The sequence below is a fragment of the Bradyrhizobium sp. WD16 genome (assembly GCF_024181725.1).
Classification (GTDB): Bacteria; Pseudomonadota; Alphaproteobacteria; order Rhizobiales; family Xanthobacteraceae; genus Bradyrhizobium_A.
Genome location: NZ_CP028908.1, coordinates 5,896,669 through 5,913,399, shown reverse-complemented (window position 1 = coordinate 5,913,399; position 16,731 = coordinate 5,896,669). Strand labels below are relative to the sequence as shown.

The window sequence follows — 16,731 nt, the reverse complement described above, 5'->3', positions numbered from 1 at the left end:
ATCAGTCTTCCAGCACGAGGAAGATGGTGGCGAGTGGCGGAATGGTCAGGTTGAGCTCGGGGACGAGCGTGGCCGAGGTCTCCACCATGCCGCCATTGCCGACGTCGCTGCCGCCGTAGTGGGTTGAATCGGTGTTGAGCACCTCGCGCCAGCGACCGCCGAACGGCACGCGGATGCGATAGCCGCGGTGGACGCGGGGCGTGAAATTCGACACCACGAGGCAGCGCGAGCGGCTGTCGATGCCCTTGCGCATGAAGGCGAACAGGCTGTGGTCGGCGTCGTCGGCGACGATCCATTCGAAGCCGCCCGAATCGCAGTCGAGTTCGTGCAGCGCCGGCACCGCCCGATAGAGGTGATTGAGGTCGCGGACCACTCTCTGCATCCCGGCATGGGGGGGCTCGCCGAGGAGGTGCCAGTCGAGCGACTGGTCATGATTCCACTCGCGCTCCTGGGCGAATTCATTGCCCATGAACAGCAGCTTCTTGCCGGGATGGCCGAACATGAAGCCGTAATAGGCGCGCAGGTTGGCGAACCGCTGCCAGGCATCGCCGGGCATGCGGCCGAGGATCGAGCGCTTGCCGTGCACCACCTCGTCATGGGACAGCGGCAGGATGAAGTTTTCCGAGAAGGCGTAATGCGTGCCGAACAGGATCTGGCCGTGATGGTATTTGCGGTGAACGGGGTCCTTGCTGATGTAGTCCAGCGTGTCGTGCATCCAGCCCATGTTCCATTTGTAGCCGAAGCCGAGGCCGCCGAACTCCACCGGGCGTGAGACCTGCGGCCAGGCGGTGGATTCCTCCGCGGCGGTGGTGGCGTGGGGGTAATGGCCGAACACCTGCGTATTGAACCGTCGCAGGAAATCGATGGCCTCGAGGTTTTCGCGGCCGCCGTACTGGTTCGGAATCCATTGCCCCTGCGGCCGGCTGTAGTCGAGGTAGAGCATGGAGGCGACCGCATCGACCCGCAACCCGTCGATGCCGTAGCGGTCGAACCAGAACAGCGCGTTGGACAACAGGAAATTGCTGACTTCGATGCGGCCGTAATTGTAGATCAGCGTGCCCCAATCGAGATGGCGGCCCTGCAGCGGATTGGAGTGTTCGTAGAGCGCGGTGCCGTCGAACAGGGCGAGGCCGTGAGGGTCGTCGGGGAAGTGGCCGGGCACCCAGTCGAGCAGCACGCCCAGTCCGGCGCGATGGCAGGCATCGATGAGGCCGAGAAAATCCTGCGGACTGCCGAAGCGGCTGGTGGGCGCGAACAGGCCGGTGGGCTGATAGCCCCAGGAGCCGTCGAAGGGATGTTCGCTCACCGGAAGGAATTCGACATGGGTGAAGCCCATGTCGCGGACATAGGCGGGCAGTTGCTCGGCAAGATCGCGATAGCTCAGCCAGTCATTGCCGTCCTTGCGCCGCCAGGAGCCGAGATGGACCTCGTAGATCGACACCGGCGCGTGGAGGCTGTTGACGTCGGCCGGCGCCGGGGCGGGCCGCTGCAGGCTGCGCTCGTCGACCACGATCGAGGCGGTGTGCGGCCGCAGTTCGGCGGCGAAGGCGACCGGATCGGATTTCAGCGGCAGCAGGCGGCCGGAGCGATCGACGATCTCGTATTTGTAGTGGTCGCCGGGCAGGGCGCCGGGCACGAAGATTTCCCAGTAGCCGTTGCCGCGCACCCGCATGGCGTGGCGGCGTCCATCCCAATAGTTGAAGTCGCCGACCACGCTGACGCGCCGCGCATCCGGCGCCAGCACCGCGAAGCCCACGCCCTCGACGCCGTCGATGACCGCGCGATGGGCGCCAAGCTTGCGATAGAGAGCGAGATCGGTGCCCTCGCCGAGCAGGTGAAGGTCGAAGTCCGACAGGATCGGCGGAAAGCGGTAGGCATCGTCGAACTCAGCGGTGCCGTTGCCGAACCGCGCATGCAGGCGGTAGCGCATGTCGCCGTTGACGAGGCGCCCCTCGAACAGCCCGGCATCGTGCAGGCGGTCGAGCCGGGCGGCATGGCCGCCGGCCTCGACGGCCTCGACCTCCAGCGCGCCCGGCAGGAAGGCCCGGACCACGATGCCGTCCTCGACCCGATGCGGCCCGAGATAGTGGAACGGGTCCGAATGGCGACCATCGATGACCGCGTAGGCCTCGTCGCTCAACTGAATCATGCGCTCGGATCTCTCTCCTGCGACAGCACGCGCAAGGTGCCGGCGAGCGGGACGCGCAGCCAGTCGGGGCGATAGGCGAGTTCGTATTCGATTTCGTAAATGGCCTTTTCGAGCAGGAAGAAGTCGAGCATGCGCCGGCGTGCGGCGTCGGCGGCGGGCCACAGCCGGCCGTCGGTCATGGCGGCGTCGTAGCTCGCCAGAACGGTGGCGATCGCCTGCTTGCGCCAGCCATCGAGGGCGCGGGCGGCGAAGCCGTCGTCGGCCTCGACCTTGAGGGCGCGTTCCAGCGCGGCCGTCGCCGCATAGTCAAGCGAGCGGATCAGGCCGGCGACGTCGCGCGCCGCCGGCGCCTTGCGACGGCGTTCCTCGAGATGGCGCCGCGGCTCGCCTTCGAAGTCGATGATGAAAATGTCGTCCTTGACGATCAGCAATTGACCGAGATGCAGGTCGCCGTGGTGGCGGATGACGAGGGCCTCCCCCGTCATCGGGCGCAGCCGTTCCACCCTGTCCGCGAACCGGCCGTCATGGGCCAGTACCTCGTCGATGAGCGCGCGGTCGGATTCGCGGGCGACGGCGCGATGGCGCCGCAGCCGCTCGAACGCACGGCGGCCGCGCTCGATCAGGGTGTCGGCCCAGATCCGGGCGTCGTCGGCCCCGATCGGCCGCGGCGCGAAATCGGCGATGTCGTCCCGGCTCGCCAGCGCGATCTGCATTTCGGCGACGCGCCGGCCGATCTGCTCGAGATAGCGCTGATACTGGTTGCGCTCGTCGCTGGGCGGCAGATCCTTCACCGAGCGCAGCAGCCGCTCCGCTTCGATGAAGCGGTCGAGGAAGGTATTGGTCACCGTCCAGGCGTCGCCCTGGTTCTCGACGAACTGGTGAATGACGGCGACGGCGCTGCGGGTCCCGCCATGCTGGGCCTCGATGCTGCCGAGCAGGGCGGGAGTATTGGCGAAGCCGGCGACGTCGGTGAGGAATTTCCCCATCTCGATCTCGGGGTTCACGCCATGTTCGAGCTTGCGGTAGATCTTGACGACGTAGTTGCTGTCGACCAGCGCGGTGGAGTTCGACTGCTCGGTCTGGACGGCGCGGACGCTCCCGACCGGATGCATCGGCGCGCTGTTGAAGCGCTCGGTGCCGCGGTACTCGATGCGGAATCCCTGGTCGTCGATCGAGATGCCGGACCGGACATTGTGCAGCATCAGGGTGATGAAATCGCGGTCGGCGGCGACATCGACCAGGGTGCCCTCCCGCGCGCCCTGGCGGACTGCGGCCAGGGCGTCGGGGTTGTAATGCGAGCGATCGAACCGCGACCAGTTGATGCGCAGCGGCATGACGTAGCGCGCGGTCTGGTCGCGATAGGTGGCGACGCAGAAGGCGAACCAGGGCCGCGACATGACGTCGTCGGTGGCGCAGGGCACCGCGGCGAGCAGCTTGGCCTTGATGGCGAACTGGGAATGTTCCGGGAACCAGCGCGCCAGAGCGAAATACTGCGGCAGCACATCGCGCTCGAAGACGCCGCGGGTGCGGGTGAGGGATTCCCACACCGCGCCGACCGGAATGACCAGGGTCTCGAATTCGGGAACGACCTCGGGAGGCGGCGTAACCACGGCCTTTTCCGTCAGCTTGAACCAGTAGAAGCCGTACGGCGACAGCGTGACCATGTAGGGAAGTTCGCCGATCGCCGGAAAGCTGGTGCGGCCAAGCATTTCGAGCGGCACCCGTTCCTTCCACGGCGACAGGTCGAGTTCGGTGGCCTGCGCCGCGCGGGACAGGTTGGCGACGCAGAGAATGACCTCGTCGCCGTACTGGCGGACATAGGCGAGAATCGCGCGGTTGGCGGGCCGGATGAAGGTGATCGAGCCGCGGCCGAAGGCGGGACTCGACTTGCGGACGGCAATCAGGCGCTTGGTCCAGTTCAGCAGCGACGACAGGTTGCGCGTCTGCGCCTCGACATTGACCGCCTCGTAGCCGTAGACCGGGTCCATGATCGGCGGCGCGTAGAGCTTGGCCGGGTCGGCCCGGGAAAAACCGCCGTTGCGGTCGGGCGACCACTGCATCGGTGTCCGCACGCCGTTGCGGTCGCCGAGATAGATGTTGTCGCCCATGCCGATCTCGTCACCGTAATAGATGATCGGCGTGCCGGGAAAGGACAGCAGCAGCGAATTCATCAATTCGATCTTGCGCCGGTCGTTGTCCATCAGCGGCGCGAGCCGGCGGCGGATGCCGAGATTGATGCGAGCTCGTGGATCGTTGGCGTAGGTCGACCACAGATAGTCGCGCTCGACGTCGGTGACCATCTCCAGCGTCAGCTCGTCGTGATTGCGCAGGAAGAGCGCCCACTGGCAGCTCTCGGGAATTTCCGGCGTCTGGCGCAGGATGTCGGTGATCGGAAAGCGGTCCTCCTGGGCGATGGCCATGTAGATCCGCGGCATCAGCGGGAAGTGATAGGCCATATGGCATTCGTCGGCATCGCCGAAATAGTGCTGGACATCCTCGGGCCACTGGTTGGCCTCGGCGAGGAATATCGTGCCCCTGGCGTAGGCGTCGAGCTCGCGCCTCAACTGCTTGATGATGGCGTGGGTCTCGGGGAGGTTTTCGTTGTTGGTGTCCTCGCGCTCGCACAGATAGGGAATGGCGTCGAGCCGGAAGCCGTCGACGCCGCTGTCGAGCCAGCGCTTCATCACCTGCATCACCGCGCTGACCACCCGCGGATTGTCGAAATTGAGATCCGGCTGGTGGGTGAAGAAGCGGTGCCAGTAGTAGGCTCCGGCTTCCGGGTCCCAGGACCAGTTGGATTTCTCGGTGTCGGTGAAGATGATCCGGGTGCCCTTGTATTTCTGGTCGGTATCGCTCCAGACGTACCAGTTGCGGGCGCTCGAGCCCGGCGGGCTGCGGCGCGCGCGCTTGAACCAGGGATGCTGGTCGGAGGTGTGGTTGATGACGAGTTCGGTGATGACGCGAAGTCCGCGCCGCTTCGCCTCGATGATGAAGCGGCGGAAATCGCGCATGGTGCCGAAATCCGGATTGACGGCGCCGTAGTCGGCGATGTCGTAGCCGTCGTCGCGGCCCGGAGAGGGGTAGAACGGCAGCAGCCAGAGCGCTGTGACGCCCAGCTCCTGCAGATAATCGAGCTTGCCGGTCAGGCCGACGAAATCGCCGATGCCGTCATTATTGCTGTCGGCGAAGGCCTTGACGTGAAGCTGATAGATGATCGCGTCTTTGTACCACATCGGATCCCTGGCGGCGCCCGCCGTGGGCCACGCCGCGCCTTCGGTATTGTCCTGGGCTGGTTCGCTCCGGGCGACCATCGGCCGTTCATCCATGGCGCGCCCTCACGCCAGACAGCGCAGCACAACGGCCGGGTCGCGCCCCGGATCGATGCGCAGCCGCAATCCGTCCCATTCTACTGCATGTCGCTCGCCGGTCGCGATGTTTTCAACCGCGGCGACGCGGCGGCGGGAGTTGGGGGGGCCGACCTCGGCGCCGATCAGCGGAAACCAGAAATCGTGATGGTCGCCGCTCAGGGCCACGGCACACGCCACCAGGTTGGTGCCGTCGGCGCTCTCCTTGAGAAAGCCGATGACGTTGCCGTCGTCGACGGCGGCAAAGCGCAGTCGCTCGGTCTGCTGCAGCGCTGGATTGGCGCGCCGGGCTTCGTTGAGCCGGCGGATATAGTCCTTGATGTTGCCCGGCTTGTTCCAGTCCCGCACCCTGATCTCGTATTTGTCCGAGTTGGCGTATTCCTCCCTGCCGGGCAGCGCCTCGTGCTCCAGCAATTCGAAGCCGTTGAAGATGCCATAGGTCGATGACAGCGTCGCGGCGAGAGCGACCCGCGACTTGAACATCCACGGTTCGCCGCCTTGCAGGTGCCAGGGCAGGATATCGGGCGTGTTGACGAAGAAGTTCGGACGATAATAGTCGCGCTCCGGATAACCGGTGAGCTCGCGCAGGTAGTCCTCGAGCTCGCCGCGATGGGTTCGCCAGGTGAAATAGGTGTAGGACTGGGTGAAGCCGAGCTTGGCGAGGCCCTTCATCAGCTTCGGCCGGGTGAAGGCTTCGGCGAGGAAGATGACATCGGGGTGCCGAAGCTGGACCTCGCGGATCAGCCATTCCCAGAACTGGAACGGCTTGGTGTGCGGATTGTCGACCCGGAAGATCCGCACCCCCTGGCCGATCCAGAACAGCACGATGTCGCGCAGCGCGATCCATATTTCCGCGGCCGCGGGCGCGTCGAAATCCGGATTGACGATGTCCTCGTATTTTTTCGGCGGGTTCTCTGCATGACGCATGGAGCCGTCGGGCCGCGTGCGGAACCATTCGGGATGCTGCGTCAGCCACGGATGATCGGGCGCGCACTGCACAGCGAAATCCAGTGCGACCTCCATCCCATGCCGGTCGCAGGCGGCGACGAAACGGCGAAAATCGTCGAGGGTGCCGAGTTCGGGATGCACCGCATCGTGGCCGCCCTCGACGCTGCCGATGGCATAGGGACTGCCCGGATCCTCCGGTGAGGCGGTCAGCGCGTTGTTGCGCCCCTTGCGGTTGGTCGTCCCGATGGGATGGATCGGCGTCAGATAGACGACGTCGAACCCCATGCCGGCGATATCGGGCAGGCGGGCGATGCAGTCCTGAAACGTGCCGTGGCGGCCCGGCGTCGTGCCCTGGCTGCGCGGCACCATCTCGTACCAGGAGGCGTAGCGCGCGGTCGGCCGGTCGACCGCCAGCGGGTGCAACCGCGACCGGGTAAGGCCGCTGCGATGCTGGCTCTCCGCCATGGCGTCGGCGAGCAGGGGCGAGAGCAGCGGGGCGGCGTCGCCGCTGCACAGATAGTCTTCGCACTTCTGCAGGATCACGGCGGCGACGTCGGGCCGCGCCGCCTGCGCCCTGGTCAACATGCTGGCGCCTTCCAGCGCATCGAGCGAGACGTCGAGGCCGGCGTCACGCTTGCGTTCGAAGTCGCGCCGCCAGGTGGCGAATTCGTCGCTCCAGGCCTCGATGGCGTAGAGGTGGCGGCCGAGCTCGTGAGGGACGAAGGAGGCGGTCCAGCGGTCGTTGCCGTCGTGACGCATGGGGACGCGCTGCCATTCGCCGTTGCCCTCGTGCTGCCAGATCAGTTCCGCCACGGTCACGTCATGGCCGTTGCGGAAGATGTCGGCCCAGACCTCGACCGTCTCGCCGACAATGCGCTTGACCGGATAGCGGCCGCCGTCGACGCTGGGATAGATGTCCTCGATCAGGAATGCGGCGGCGCTGGCGATGGCACCGTCCGTCTGAACCATTTTATTCACCTGCTCCACCGCGTCCTTGAAACCGAGGGCGTCCCGGCAGGGAGAACACCTGCGGAGACCGGAGGTTCCGCAGGAACAGACTTCGGCAAGACGGGTTATTTGTGACGCACATGGTGGTTGTCCGGCGGTAGATAAATACTTGGAAATGGAAGGGGTTGGCGCCGTACCGGCGCCGGTGCGGCGGCAGGGCTCATGGATCTTTCGACAAGGGCCGCGGAACTCGGCCTGGAGAGGGAGTTTTACGACGCCTGGGGCGAGCGGCGCGTCCTCAGTGAAGCGGCGCTAACGGCGCTGATCGAGGCGATCCCGGCGCCCACCCCCCATCCGCTGCTCAAGGCGCCGCTGGTGATCCGGGATGGCGACGCCTCTGCCGATGCCCTCGGGGAACCGGCCGCTTTCCCGCTCCGCTGGACGTTGCACTGCGGCGACGCCGAGATCTGTGGCGGGCTGGCCGAGCATCGCCCGGTTCCCGTTCCTACCGTTCTCGCGCCCGACGTCTATCGGCTCGACGTCACTGATCGTGCCGGGCTGGCGGACAGCCGCGCGGTCATCGTCGCGCCGCGGCGCGCTTTCGCGGGGCGATTCCACCGGACCTGGGTGCTGACGCTGCAGCTCTACAGCCTGCGCTCGGAGCGCAATTGGGGCATCGGCGACTTCTCCGATCTCGCCGACGTCGTCCGTCTGGCGGCGCGGGCCGGCGCCGGCGGGGTCGGCCTCAATCCGCTGCATGCGCTGTTCGACGATCATCCAACCGATTGCAGTCCCTATTCTCCCAACAGCCGTTCCTTCCTCAATCCGATCTATGTCGACGCGGCGCGGGCGCCGGGGTTGCCGGAGGGCTTCGCCGCAGGCCATGCCGATCGTCTCGATGCGCTGCGCGCCGAAGCTCTCGTCGACTACGGCGCGGTCGCCGATCTCAAATGGCAGGCGCTGCGGGCGGCTTTCGCCGCCTTCCCCCGTAACGCCGCCGCGGCCGATCGCGCCGAATTCGATGGTTTCCGCGCCGAGCGCGGCGAGCTGCTGGCCCATTTTGCCTGCTTCGAATGGCTGCGGCGGCGCCATGGCGGACCTTGGTGGGAATGGCCCCAGGAGTGGCGCCGGCCCGACACGGCGCGGCTCGCCGAACTGCGACAGGGCAGGGACGGCGAGGAGATCGCCTATTTCGAGTTCATTCAGTGGCTCGCGGACCGCCAGCTGCGCGAATGCAGCGAAGTCGCCGCGGCCCTTCGCATGCCGGTCGGCCTTTATCTCGACGTCGCGGTTGGCGTGAAGGCGGACGGTTTCGATGCCTGGCATGCCCAGGACGCGATCTCGCGGCAGGCTTCGGTCGGCGCGCCGCCCGATCTGCTCAACACCGCCGGACAGAACTGGGGCCTTGCGGGCTTTTCCGCCACCGGGCTCGATCGGGCGCTCTATCGGCCGTTCCGCGACATGATGGCCGCCAGCATGCGCTATGCTGGCGCCATCCGCCTCGATCACGTCCTCTGGCTGCAGCGCTTCTACCTGATCCCGTCGGGCTTTGCGGCGAGCGAGGGCTCCTATGTGCGCATGCCCCTCGAGGCACTGCTCGCGGTTACTGCGCTGGAAAGCGCCCGCCACCAATGCATCGTCATCGGCGAGGACCTCGGCACCGTTCCCGAAGGTTTTCGCGACCGGCTCGCCGACCACGGCATCTGGTCGTACCAGGTGATGATCTTCGAGCGGCAGTACGACGGCGCCTTCAAGCCGCCGGAGCATTATCCGGCCAATGCCCTCGTCACTTTCGGCACCCACGACCTGCCGACCTTCGCCGGCTGGATGAGCGGCCACGACCTCGCCGTCAAGCACGGCCTGTCGATCGATCCGGGCGAAAGCGAGGGCGACCGCAATCTGGCCCGCGATCGGCTGGGCGCGGCCGTGCACAAGCCGGCCGCCGACATCGAACTCGAGGATGTGCTCGCCTTCCTCGACCGCACCCCGTCGCGGCTGCTCGCCGTCGCGGTCGAGGATCTTTTGCAGCTGCGCGATCAGGTCAATGTGCCCGGCACCATCGACGAGCACCCCAACTGGCGCCGCAAGCTGCCGGCCGACAGCGCCGCGCTCGCCGCCGTCCTCGATCCCGAGCAACTGCGGCGAGTGTTGGCGTCACGAGCGTTCGGCTCTCCGTCCTGATCTGCCGGCGCGACATGGCCGCGGTTTCCATGATCTCGCGCATGGGCTATGTCATGGGCTCTGTCGCGGCCGCTGTCATCGGCCGAGGGGCCGTGCACCCGGCAAGGCTGGTACAACCACGGCGCGGCACGGTGGAGACAGGAATTAGTCATGAGCGAACTGACCCTGATCGGCGACATCGGCGGCACCAATGCGCGCTTCGCGGTCGCTGAACGGGGGCACTATGCCGACCTGCAGCACCTCGAGGTCCACCACTACGCGACCTTGCAGGAGGCGTTAGCGCAATACCTCGCGGCGCTTCCGGCCGCGCGCCGTCCGGGCCGCGCGGCGCTCGCCCTCGCCGGACCCATCGCCGGTGACGAAGTCAGCCTGACCAACGGCAACTGGTCCTTCTCCATATCGAGGCTGCAGAAGGCATTCGGTTTCACTTCGCTGATCGTGCTCAACGACTTCGCCGCCAATGCGCTCGCCATCCCCCATCTGCGTCCTGACGACAGCTGCGCCATCGGTCCTCTCGCCGGCGGCGCCGGCGGACCGGTCGGCGTTCTCGGGCCGGGCACCGGTCTTGGGGTCAGCGCGCTGGTGCCGTCGAATGGCCGGTGGGACCTGCTGCCGGGCGAGGGCGGTCACGTCACCATGCCGGCCGAGAACGAGACCGAGGACCGCATTCTCGCCATCCTGCGCCGGCGCTTCGGCCACGTCTCGGCCGAACGGGTGTTGTGCGGCGCGGGCCTCGTCAACCTCTATCATGCGCTGAGCGAGATCGCCGGGGCGGCGGCGATGAACTACACGCCCGCCGATGTCACCACCCATGCGCTCGACCGCACCGATGCGCGATGCGTCGCCGCCTTCGGCCATTTCTGCGCCATGCTCGGCGGCGTCGCCGGCAATCTTGCGCTGACGCTCGGAGCGACGGGCGGCATCTATCTCGCCGGGGGCATCCTGCCCCGCTTCAGGCAGCCGCTGGCGGCATCCGATTTCCGTGCGCGCTTCGAGGCCAAAGGGCGGATGACGGATTATCTGCGGCGCATTCCGACTCTTCTGATCGTCAATGACGAGCCGGCGCTGCTCGGTCTCGCCAATCTTCCCGCACCGGCATAGGCGGCATGGCTTCTCTGAACGGCAGCCGCGTATTGCGGCAGCGCCTGCCTGCAATTCGCGCTGGTGTCCCGTTTCCAACGTTCGTATTCCTTTGCAGCAGGCGCTTCTGCGAACGTTGGAAACAAAGGGACACCAGCATCATTATGATTCTCGTGCGGCTTTGGATCTGACGCTAACGCTGTCAGTCGAAGATGAAACAGGAGCGAAAGCGACGTCGATGGCCTTCCAATGCACGACCCCCGCGGTGCCGACCGTCCAGCAGGATGATGCCGATATCCGCATCACCCGATGGGACTTCGCCGTCGAGGCGGTCACCGGCTGGCATCGCCACGGCTGGCCCTATTTCGTCGTCATGCTGACCGACGGCGTGCTGCGCATCCACAACGGCAGCGCGGTCACCGACGTGCCGTTGAAGGCCGGCCAATCCTATCGCCGGGCGGCGGGAATCGAGCACGACGTCATGAACGGCTCGCCGCACCCGATCGCCTTCGTCGAGATCGAGGTGAAGCGGCCGGAGGCGCTGGCGGGCGGGTGAAGGCGCTTTTCCTCACGGCCGGGCTGGTTGCCCACGCTACTCGCAATAGAGCCGCTCGATGGTGGCGAGCAGCTTCGCCAGGCGCGAATCGGCGATCCGGTAGAAAGCCTGCTGCGAGTGGCGGCGGAAAGTGACGAGGCCTTCGCGGCGCATCTTGGTCAGATGCTGCGACAGCGCCGACTGGCTGAGCCCGACGGCGTCGGCGAGATCGCCCACGATCATCTCCTTGTGCTCGGTGAGATGGCACAGGATCAGGAGGCGCCGGGCGTTGCCGAGCATGCCGAGCAGCCGCGCCGCCTCCGACGCTTGGGCCGCGAGGTGGCGCGCAGGGGCCGTGGCCGTCGCCCGTTGCTTGCGTGGTGCCATGGTCAATTCTCTCTAGTGTCCCGTCTCCGAATTACCGCTACGTTTGCCTCGCGCTCGCACGGTAATTCGGAGACATAGGGACACTAGCAAAATCAAAATGCTAGTGTGGCTTATGTCTCGCAATTGCCTACAGGGGCTTGCCGCAAAGGGCATAGGCAATTGCGAGACGCCACACTAGTGTCCTGTCTCCGAATGACCGCCCCATTTGCCTCACGCTCGCACGGTCATTCGGAGACATAAAGGACACGAGCAAAATCAAAGCGCTAGTGTGGCTTATGTCTCGCAATTGCCTACAGGGGCTTGCCGCAAAGGGCATAGGCAATTGCGAGACGCCACACTAGAAGCGGGCAATATTAGCAATTCCGGATGAATGGGATGGTCCTGCTGCGCGGCATGGATTTCTAAATTTCATGGATTTTAAGGAAATTTTCTGCTGCGTTTAGTTGTGTTGTGGCGGGATTTTCTATCAGGCTGCGGCTCCGGCGGATGACGCTCGGGATCTGATTCGAACGGGGCCGGCGCCGCGATCCGGGCGAGCTGGCCCGGAAAATGCAAGCCGGAGCTCGCCGAACGCCGCTCCGCCGCCGACGACAAGGGATGCCTTGCCAAGCGTCGCGGCGACAGCAAGATTGGCATCACTTCGCCGCCACACAAGGAGACATCATGACGTTCACGCCTCGCCGCCGCCGGATGGCCGGCTTTGTCCTCGCCGTTTCGCTGTGCGCCTCGCCGGCGGCGGCCCAGGAGCTGACCGGGACGTTGAAGGCGATCAAGGAGAGTGGCGCGATCACCATCGGCTATCGCGATTCCTCGGTGCCGTTTTCCTATCTCGACGACAGCCAGAAGCCCGTCGGCTACGCAATGGACATCTGCTACAAGGTGGTCGAAGCGGTGAAGAAGGAGCTCAAGCTCGACAAGCTCGAGGTCAGGCTCAACCCGGTGACCTCGGCCACCCGCATCCCGCTGATGGCCAACGGCACCATCGATCTCGAATGTGGATCGACCACCAACAATGCCGAGCGGCAGAAGCAGGTCACCTTCACCAACACCCATTTTCTGACGGCGAGCCGCTTCATCTCCAAGAAGTCGAGCAAGATCAACTCGATCGACGATCTCAAGGGCAAGACCGTGGTGTCCACCGCCGGCACCACCAACATCAAGCAGCTCACCGAGGCCAATGTCAGCCGCAATCTCGGCATCACCGTCATTCCGGCCAAGGACCACGCCGAAGCCTTCCTGATGGTCGAGACCGGCCGCGCGGTGGCCTTCGTCATGGACGACATCCTGCTGGCGAGCCTCGCCGCCGGCTCGAAGGATCCAGGCGCCTATGTGATCTCCAAGGACGCCTTCTCCAAGCCGGAGCCCTACGGCATCATGCTGCGCAAGGATGACCCGGCCTTCAAGAAGGTGGTCGACGCGGCGACCGCGGCGCTCTATCAGAGCCCCGAAGGCGCCAGGATCTACGACAGGTGGTTCATGCAGAAGATTCCGCCGAGGGGGCTGACGCTCAACGTTCCGTTGGGCTCCGAGCTCACCAAGGCGTTTGCCAAGCCGTCGGATTCGCCGGATCCGGACGCCTACGCGATGTGACAGGGCGTTCGCTCCGCCGGCCGGTGATGCACCGGGCCGCGCGGATCGAGATGAGATGGCCGGCGTTGCCGGCCTTCTCGCCAGGTGGAGAGGCGCGGAAGCTGCATCATTCGAACCTCGATCCTCATGGTGAGGAGACCCGCGCGGCGGGTCGTCCCGAGCCGTGAGGCCGTCGGTGGAGTCTCGGGGGGGGGGCGTGGTGTTTCGATGGGTCTTTGAGGAGACCGCGGAGGGGGCGTGAATTATCACTGGAATTGGCGGATCTTCTTCGAGCCGTCGCCGACCGGAGGCGGCAGCTATCTCGATATGCTGTTCGCCGGGCTTTGGCTGACGCTCGAGTGCGCGATTGCGGCGTGGATCGTGGCCTTGGTCTGTGGCTCGCTGATCGGCGTGCTGCGCACCTTGCCGTCGCGCGGGGCGCAGGCGTTCGGCTCCGCCTATGTCGAACTGTTCCGCAACATGCCGCTGCTGGTGCAGCTCTTTCTCTGGTTCTTCGTGCTTCCGGAGCTGCTGCCGCAGAGCTGGGGCCTGTGGCTCAAGCAGATGCCGAACGCGCCCTTCGTCACCACGGTGGTCGGCCTCGGCCTGTTCATGTCGGCGCGGGTCGCCGAGCAGTTGCGCGCCGGCATCGGGTCGCTGCCCCGCGGCCAGCGCTACGCCGCCGCCGCGCTCGGCCTCACCACTGCGCAGACCTATCGCTACATTCTGCTGCCGATCGCCTTCCGCGTCATCCTGCCGCCGCTGACCTCGGAATTCCTCAACACCATCAAGAACACCTCGGTCGCGATCACCATCGGCCTGATGGAGCTGACCGCCGAGGCCCGCGCCATGCAGGAATTCTCGTTCCAGGTGTTCGAGGCCTTCACCGCGGCGACGCTGCTCTATCTGCTGGTCAATCTCGTCGTGGTCACGGCGATGCGGCTGCTCGAGCGCATGGTCGCGCTGCCGGGCACGGTCGGGAGCAGGTAGGCCATGTTCGCCAGTTTCGATTTCGACGTCATCCGCCGCTCGCTGGGCTATCTGTTCCTCGACGGCATGAGCTTCACGCTGACGCTGACCGCGCTCGCAGCAACCGGCGGCCTCGTCTTCGGCACGCTGCTCGCCCTGATGCGGCTGTCGGGCATCGGCGTCCTTGCGCGCCTCGCCGGGCTCTATGTCGACCTGATGCGGTCGCTGCCGCTGGTCCTCGTCATCTTCTGGTTCTATTTCCTCGTCCCCTATATCGGGCAGTGGCTGATCGGCGCCGACCGGCCGATCCGGGTCGGCGCCTTCGCCTCGTCGCTGATCACCTTCATGCTGTTCGAGGCCGCCTATTTCTCGGAGATCATGCGCGCCGGCATCCAGGCGATCCCGCGCGGACAGCCGGCCGCGGCCCAGGCGCTGGGCCTGACCTACGGCCAGACCATGCGTTTCGTCGTGCTGCCGCAGGCGGTGCGCAACATGCTGCCGGTGCTGCTGACCCAGACCATCGTCCTGTTCCAGGACACCTCGCTGGTCTATGTGCTGTCGATTACGGACTTCCTCGGCGCCGCCAGCAAGGTGGCGCAGCGCGACGGCCGTCTCGTCGAGATGTATCTGTTCGCCGCGGTGGTCTACTTCTCGATCTCCTTCATTGCCTCGCGCGGCGTCCGCCGCCTGCAGGCGCGCGTCGCCATCATCCGTTAAAGGCTGCTCGATGATTGACATCCGCCACGTCGAAAAATGGTACGGGCCGCAGTTTCACGTCCTCAAGGACTGCTCGACGCGCGTCGCCAAGGGCGAGGTCGTGGTGGTGTGCGGCCCCTCGGGATCGGGCAAGTCGACCCTGATCAAATGCGTCAACGCGCTCGAGCCGTTCCAGGGCGGCGAGATCACCATTGACGGGCTCAAGGTCAACGATGCGGGCACCAACCTGCCGAAGCTGCGCTCGAAGGTCGGCATGGTGTTCCAGCATTTCGAGCTGTTCCCGCATCTCAGGATCATCGACAATCTCTGTCTCGCCCAGCAGAAGGTGCTGGGGCGCAGCCGCGACGAGGCGGTGACCAAGGGGCGGGCGCTGCTGGCCCGGGTCGGTCTCGCCGACCACGCCGGCAAGTTTCCGGCCCAGCTCTCCGGCGGTCAGCAGCAGCGGGTGGCCATCGCCCGGGCGCTCGCCATGGATCCCATCGCCATGCTGTTCGACGAGCCGACCTCGGCGCTCGATCCGGAGATGATCAGCGAGGTGCTGGACGTCATGGTGGCGCTCGCCCGCGACGGCATGACCATGATGGTGGTCACCCACGAAATGGGCTTCGCCCGCAAGGTCGCCCACCGCGTCGTGTTCATGGACCAGGGCGAGATCGTCGAGGACGCCGCCACCGAGGACTTCTTCGGCAGCCCGCGCAGCGATCGCGCCCAGGCCTTCCTGTCGAAGATCCTGTCGCATTGACCTCGGCCGCCTGTCGCCGCAAGGTGGTCAGACAATCACCGTCATGCCCGCTCGTCGCGGGCATCCACGCTTTGTCAGTATCAGCTGCGAGAAGGCCGTGGATGGCCGGGACAAGCCCCGGCCATGACGAAAATGAAGTCGTTCTGCTTGTTTCGCACTGATCGGAGACTGCCGTGAATCCCGTCGCCTATGTCAATGGATCCTACCTGCCGCTGAGCGAAGCCAAGGTCTCGGTGCTCGACCGCGGCTTTCTGTTCGCTGACGGCATCTACGAGGTGTCCGCGGTGCTCGACGGCAAGCTGATCGACAACGACGCGCATCTGGCGCGATTGCAGCGCTCGGTCGGCGAGATCGCGCTGGCGCTGCCGGAGCCGATCGCGCGCATCAAGGAGATCCAGCAGGAGATCATCCGCCGCAGCGGTCTCGTCGACGGCATGGTCTATATCGAGGTGACCCGCGGGGCCGGGCCGCGCGACTTCGCCTTTCCGAAGGAGGCCACGCCGACGCTGGTGATGTTCCCGATGGAGAAGGACATCGTCAACGCGCCGTCGGCGAAGACCGGCATCGCGGTCATCACCGTGCCGGACATCCGCTGGGAGCGCCGCGACATCAAGAGCATCGGCCTGCTCGCCCAGGTGCTGGCCAAGCAGGCCGCCGCCGAGGCCGGCTGCCAGGAGGCCTGGATGGTCCAGGACGGCGTCATCACCGAGGGCGGGTCGTCGTCGGTCTTCATCCTGACGCCCGACCATGTGCTGCTGACGCGGCCCAATTCCAACGCCATCCTGCCCGGCTGCACCCGCAAGGCGGTGCTGGCGTTGGCCGACGAGCAGAAGCTCAGGATCGAGGAGCGCGCCTTCACCGTCGCCGAGGCGCTGGCGGCGCAGGAGGCCTTCATCACCAGCGCCTCGGCCTTCGTGCAGCCGGTGGTGCGGATCGATGGCCAGCCGGTCGCCGGCGGCAAGCCGGGGCCGATCGCGGCGCGCCTGCGCGAGATCTATATCGGCTTCGCCCGCGCCACGGCCGAGTGACCGGGCGATCGCGGCCATGCGCCGGCCGATGTTGCGGGATGGGCGCCGATGTGTCACCTCACGTCGCGACGCAGGGCGGCTGGCGACGACGGGCCGCCTGCCGGAGGGCGTGC

The 16,731-nt window shown here is 66.0% G+C and carries 12 protein-coding genes; 8 read left to right on the top strand and 4 right to left on the bottom strand.

Annotated elements, in window-relative coordinates; genetic code table 11:
- Window position 1 precedes the first annotated feature (1 nt).
- From glgB to DB459_RS27135, 3 genes are all read right to left on the bottom strand, one after another.
- Complete coding sequence (gene glgB, locus DB459_RS27145) at window positions 2-2,149, bottom strand: 1,4-alpha-glucan branching protein GlgB (protein ID WP_253710464.1); 2,148 nt, start codon at window positions 2,147-2,149, stop codon at window positions 2-4.
- Window positions 2,146-5,382, bottom strand: coding sequence for a maltose alpha-D-glucosyltransferase (gene treS / locus DB459_RS27140; protein WP_253713717.1), 3,237 nt, complete (start codon window positions 5,380-5,382; stop codon window positions 2,146-2,148). The genes glgB and treS overlap by 4 nt, the downstream gene beginning before the upstream one ends.
- Before the next feature lie 102 nt (window positions 5,383-5,484).
- Window positions 5,485-7,431 carry an alpha-1,4-glucan--maltose-1-phosphate maltosyltransferase gene (locus DB459_RS27135; RefSeq protein ID WP_253710462.1) on the bottom strand — a complete coding sequence of 649 codons (1,947 nt, stop codon included), beginning with the start codon at window positions 7,429-7,431 and terminating at the stop codon, window positions 5,485-5,487.
- Window positions 7,432-7,632: 201 nt separating this feature from the next.
- Here DB459_RS27135 and malQ point away from each other — a divergent pair, with 201 nt between their 5' ends.
- The 3 genes from malQ (at window position 7,633) to DB459_RS27120 (ending at window position 11,227) form a co-directional block, all read left to right on the top strand.
- Window positions 7,633-9,591 (top strand): 4-alpha-glucanotransferase, encoded by a 1,959-nt coding sequence (gene malQ / locus DB459_RS27130; RefSeq protein WP_253710460.1) that lies wholly within the window; start codon window positions 7,633-7,635, stop codon window positions 9,589-9,591.
- 150 nt (window positions 9,592-9,741) lie between these two features.
- Window positions 9,742-10,692: a glucokinase gene (glk, locus tag DB459_RS27125; RefSeq protein WP_253710457.1), complete on the top strand. Its 951-nt coding sequence runs from the start codon at window positions 9,742-9,744 to the stop codon at window positions 10,690-10,692.
- Between the two features lie 217 nt (window positions 10,693-10,909).
- Entirely contained in the window at window positions 10,910-11,227 is a 318-nt protein-coding gene (locus tag DB459_RS27120; RefSeq protein ID WP_253710455.1) for a cupin domain-containing protein, read from the top strand.
- A gap of 36 nt (window positions 11,228-11,263) precedes the next feature.
- On the opposite strand, the gene DB459_RS27115 is transcribed toward DB459_RS27120, so the two are convergent.
- The gene (locus tag DB459_RS27115) at window positions 11,264-11,593 is read right to left on the bottom strand and encodes a helix-turn-helix transcriptional regulator (RefSeq protein ID WP_253710453.1); all 330 of its coding nucleotides are present in this window, start codon (window positions 11,591-11,593) and stop codon (window positions 11,264-11,266) included.
- A 663-nt stretch (window positions 11,594-12,256) separates the two neighbouring features.
- On the opposite strand from DB459_RS27115, the gene DB459_RS27110 reads away from it, so the two are divergent.
- From DB459_RS27110 to DB459_RS27090, 5 genes are all read left to right on the top strand, one after another.
- Window positions 12,257-13,183: an amino acid ABC transporter substrate-binding protein gene (locus DB459_RS27110; RefSeq protein ID WP_371926831.1), complete on the top strand. Its 927-nt coding sequence runs from the start codon at window positions 12,257-12,259 to the stop codon at window positions 13,181-13,183.
- Between the two features lie 237 nt (window positions 13,184-13,420).
- Window positions 13,421-14,152, top strand: a complete 732-nt coding sequence (locus DB459_RS27105; protein ID WP_253710451.1) for an amino acid ABC transporter permease — start codon at window positions 13,421-13,423, stop codon at window positions 14,150-14,152.
- Window positions 14,153-14,155: 3 nt separating this feature from the next.
- On the top strand, window positions 14,156-14,848 hold the full coding sequence (locus DB459_RS27100; protein ID WP_253710449.1) for an amino acid ABC transporter permease: 693 nt from the start codon (window positions 14,156-14,158) through the stop codon (window positions 14,846-14,848).
- Between the two features lie 10 nt (window positions 14,849-14,858).
- Window positions 14,859-15,590, top strand: coding sequence for an amino acid ABC transporter ATP-binding protein (locus tag DB459_RS27095; protein ID WP_253710447.1), 732 nt, complete (start codon window positions 14,859-14,861; stop codon window positions 15,588-15,590).
- A 173-nt stretch (window positions 15,591-15,763) separates the two neighbouring features.
- Complete coding sequence (locus DB459_RS27090) at window positions 15,764-16,618, top strand: D-amino-acid transaminase (protein ID WP_253710444.1); 855 nt, start codon at window positions 15,764-15,766, stop codon at window positions 16,616-16,618.
- Window positions 16,619-16,731 lie beyond the last annotated feature (113 nt).

What these genes read in the sequence shown, in the direction of transcription:
- glgB (WP_253710464.1), bottom strand. Translation starts at nt 2,149, where the DNA reads ATGATTCAGTTGAGCGACGAGGCCTACGCGGTCATCGATGGTCGCCAT.
- treS (WP_253713717.1), bottom strand. Translation starts at nt 5,382, where the DNA reads ATGTGGTACAAAGACGCGATCATCTATCAGCTTCACGTCAAGGCCTTC.
- DB459_RS27135 (WP_253710462.1), bottom strand. Translation starts at nt 7,431, where the DNA reads ATGGTTCAGACGGACGGTGCCATCGCCAGCGCCGCCGCATTCCTGATC.
- malQ (WP_253710460.1), top strand. Translation starts at nt 7,633, where the DNA reads ATGGATCTTTCGACAAGGGCCGCGGAACTCGGCCTGGAGAGGGAGTTT.
- glk (WP_253710457.1), top strand. Translation starts at nt 9,742, where the DNA reads ATGAGCGAACTGACCCTGATCGGCGACATCGGCGGCACCAATGCGCGC.
- DB459_RS27120 (WP_253710455.1), top strand. Translation starts at nt 10,910, where the DNA reads ATGGCCTTCCAATGCACGACCCCCGCGGTGCCGACCGTCCAGCAGGAT.
- DB459_RS27115 (WP_253710453.1), bottom strand. Translation starts at nt 11,593, where the DNA reads ATGGCACCACGCAAGCAACGGGCGACGGCCACGGCCCCTGCGCGCCAC.
- DB459_RS27110 (WP_371926831.1), top strand. Translation starts at nt 12,257, where the DNA reads ATGACGTTCACGCCTCGCCGCCGCCGGATGGCCGGCTTTGTCCTCGCC.
- DB459_RS27100 (WP_253710449.1), top strand. Translation starts at nt 14,156, where the DNA reads ATGTTCGCCAGTTTCGATTTCGACGTCATCCGCCGCTCGCTGGGCTAT.
- DB459_RS27095 (WP_253710447.1), top strand. Translation starts at nt 14,859, where the DNA reads ATGATTGACATCCGCCACGTCGAAAAATGGTACGGGCCGCAGTTTCAC.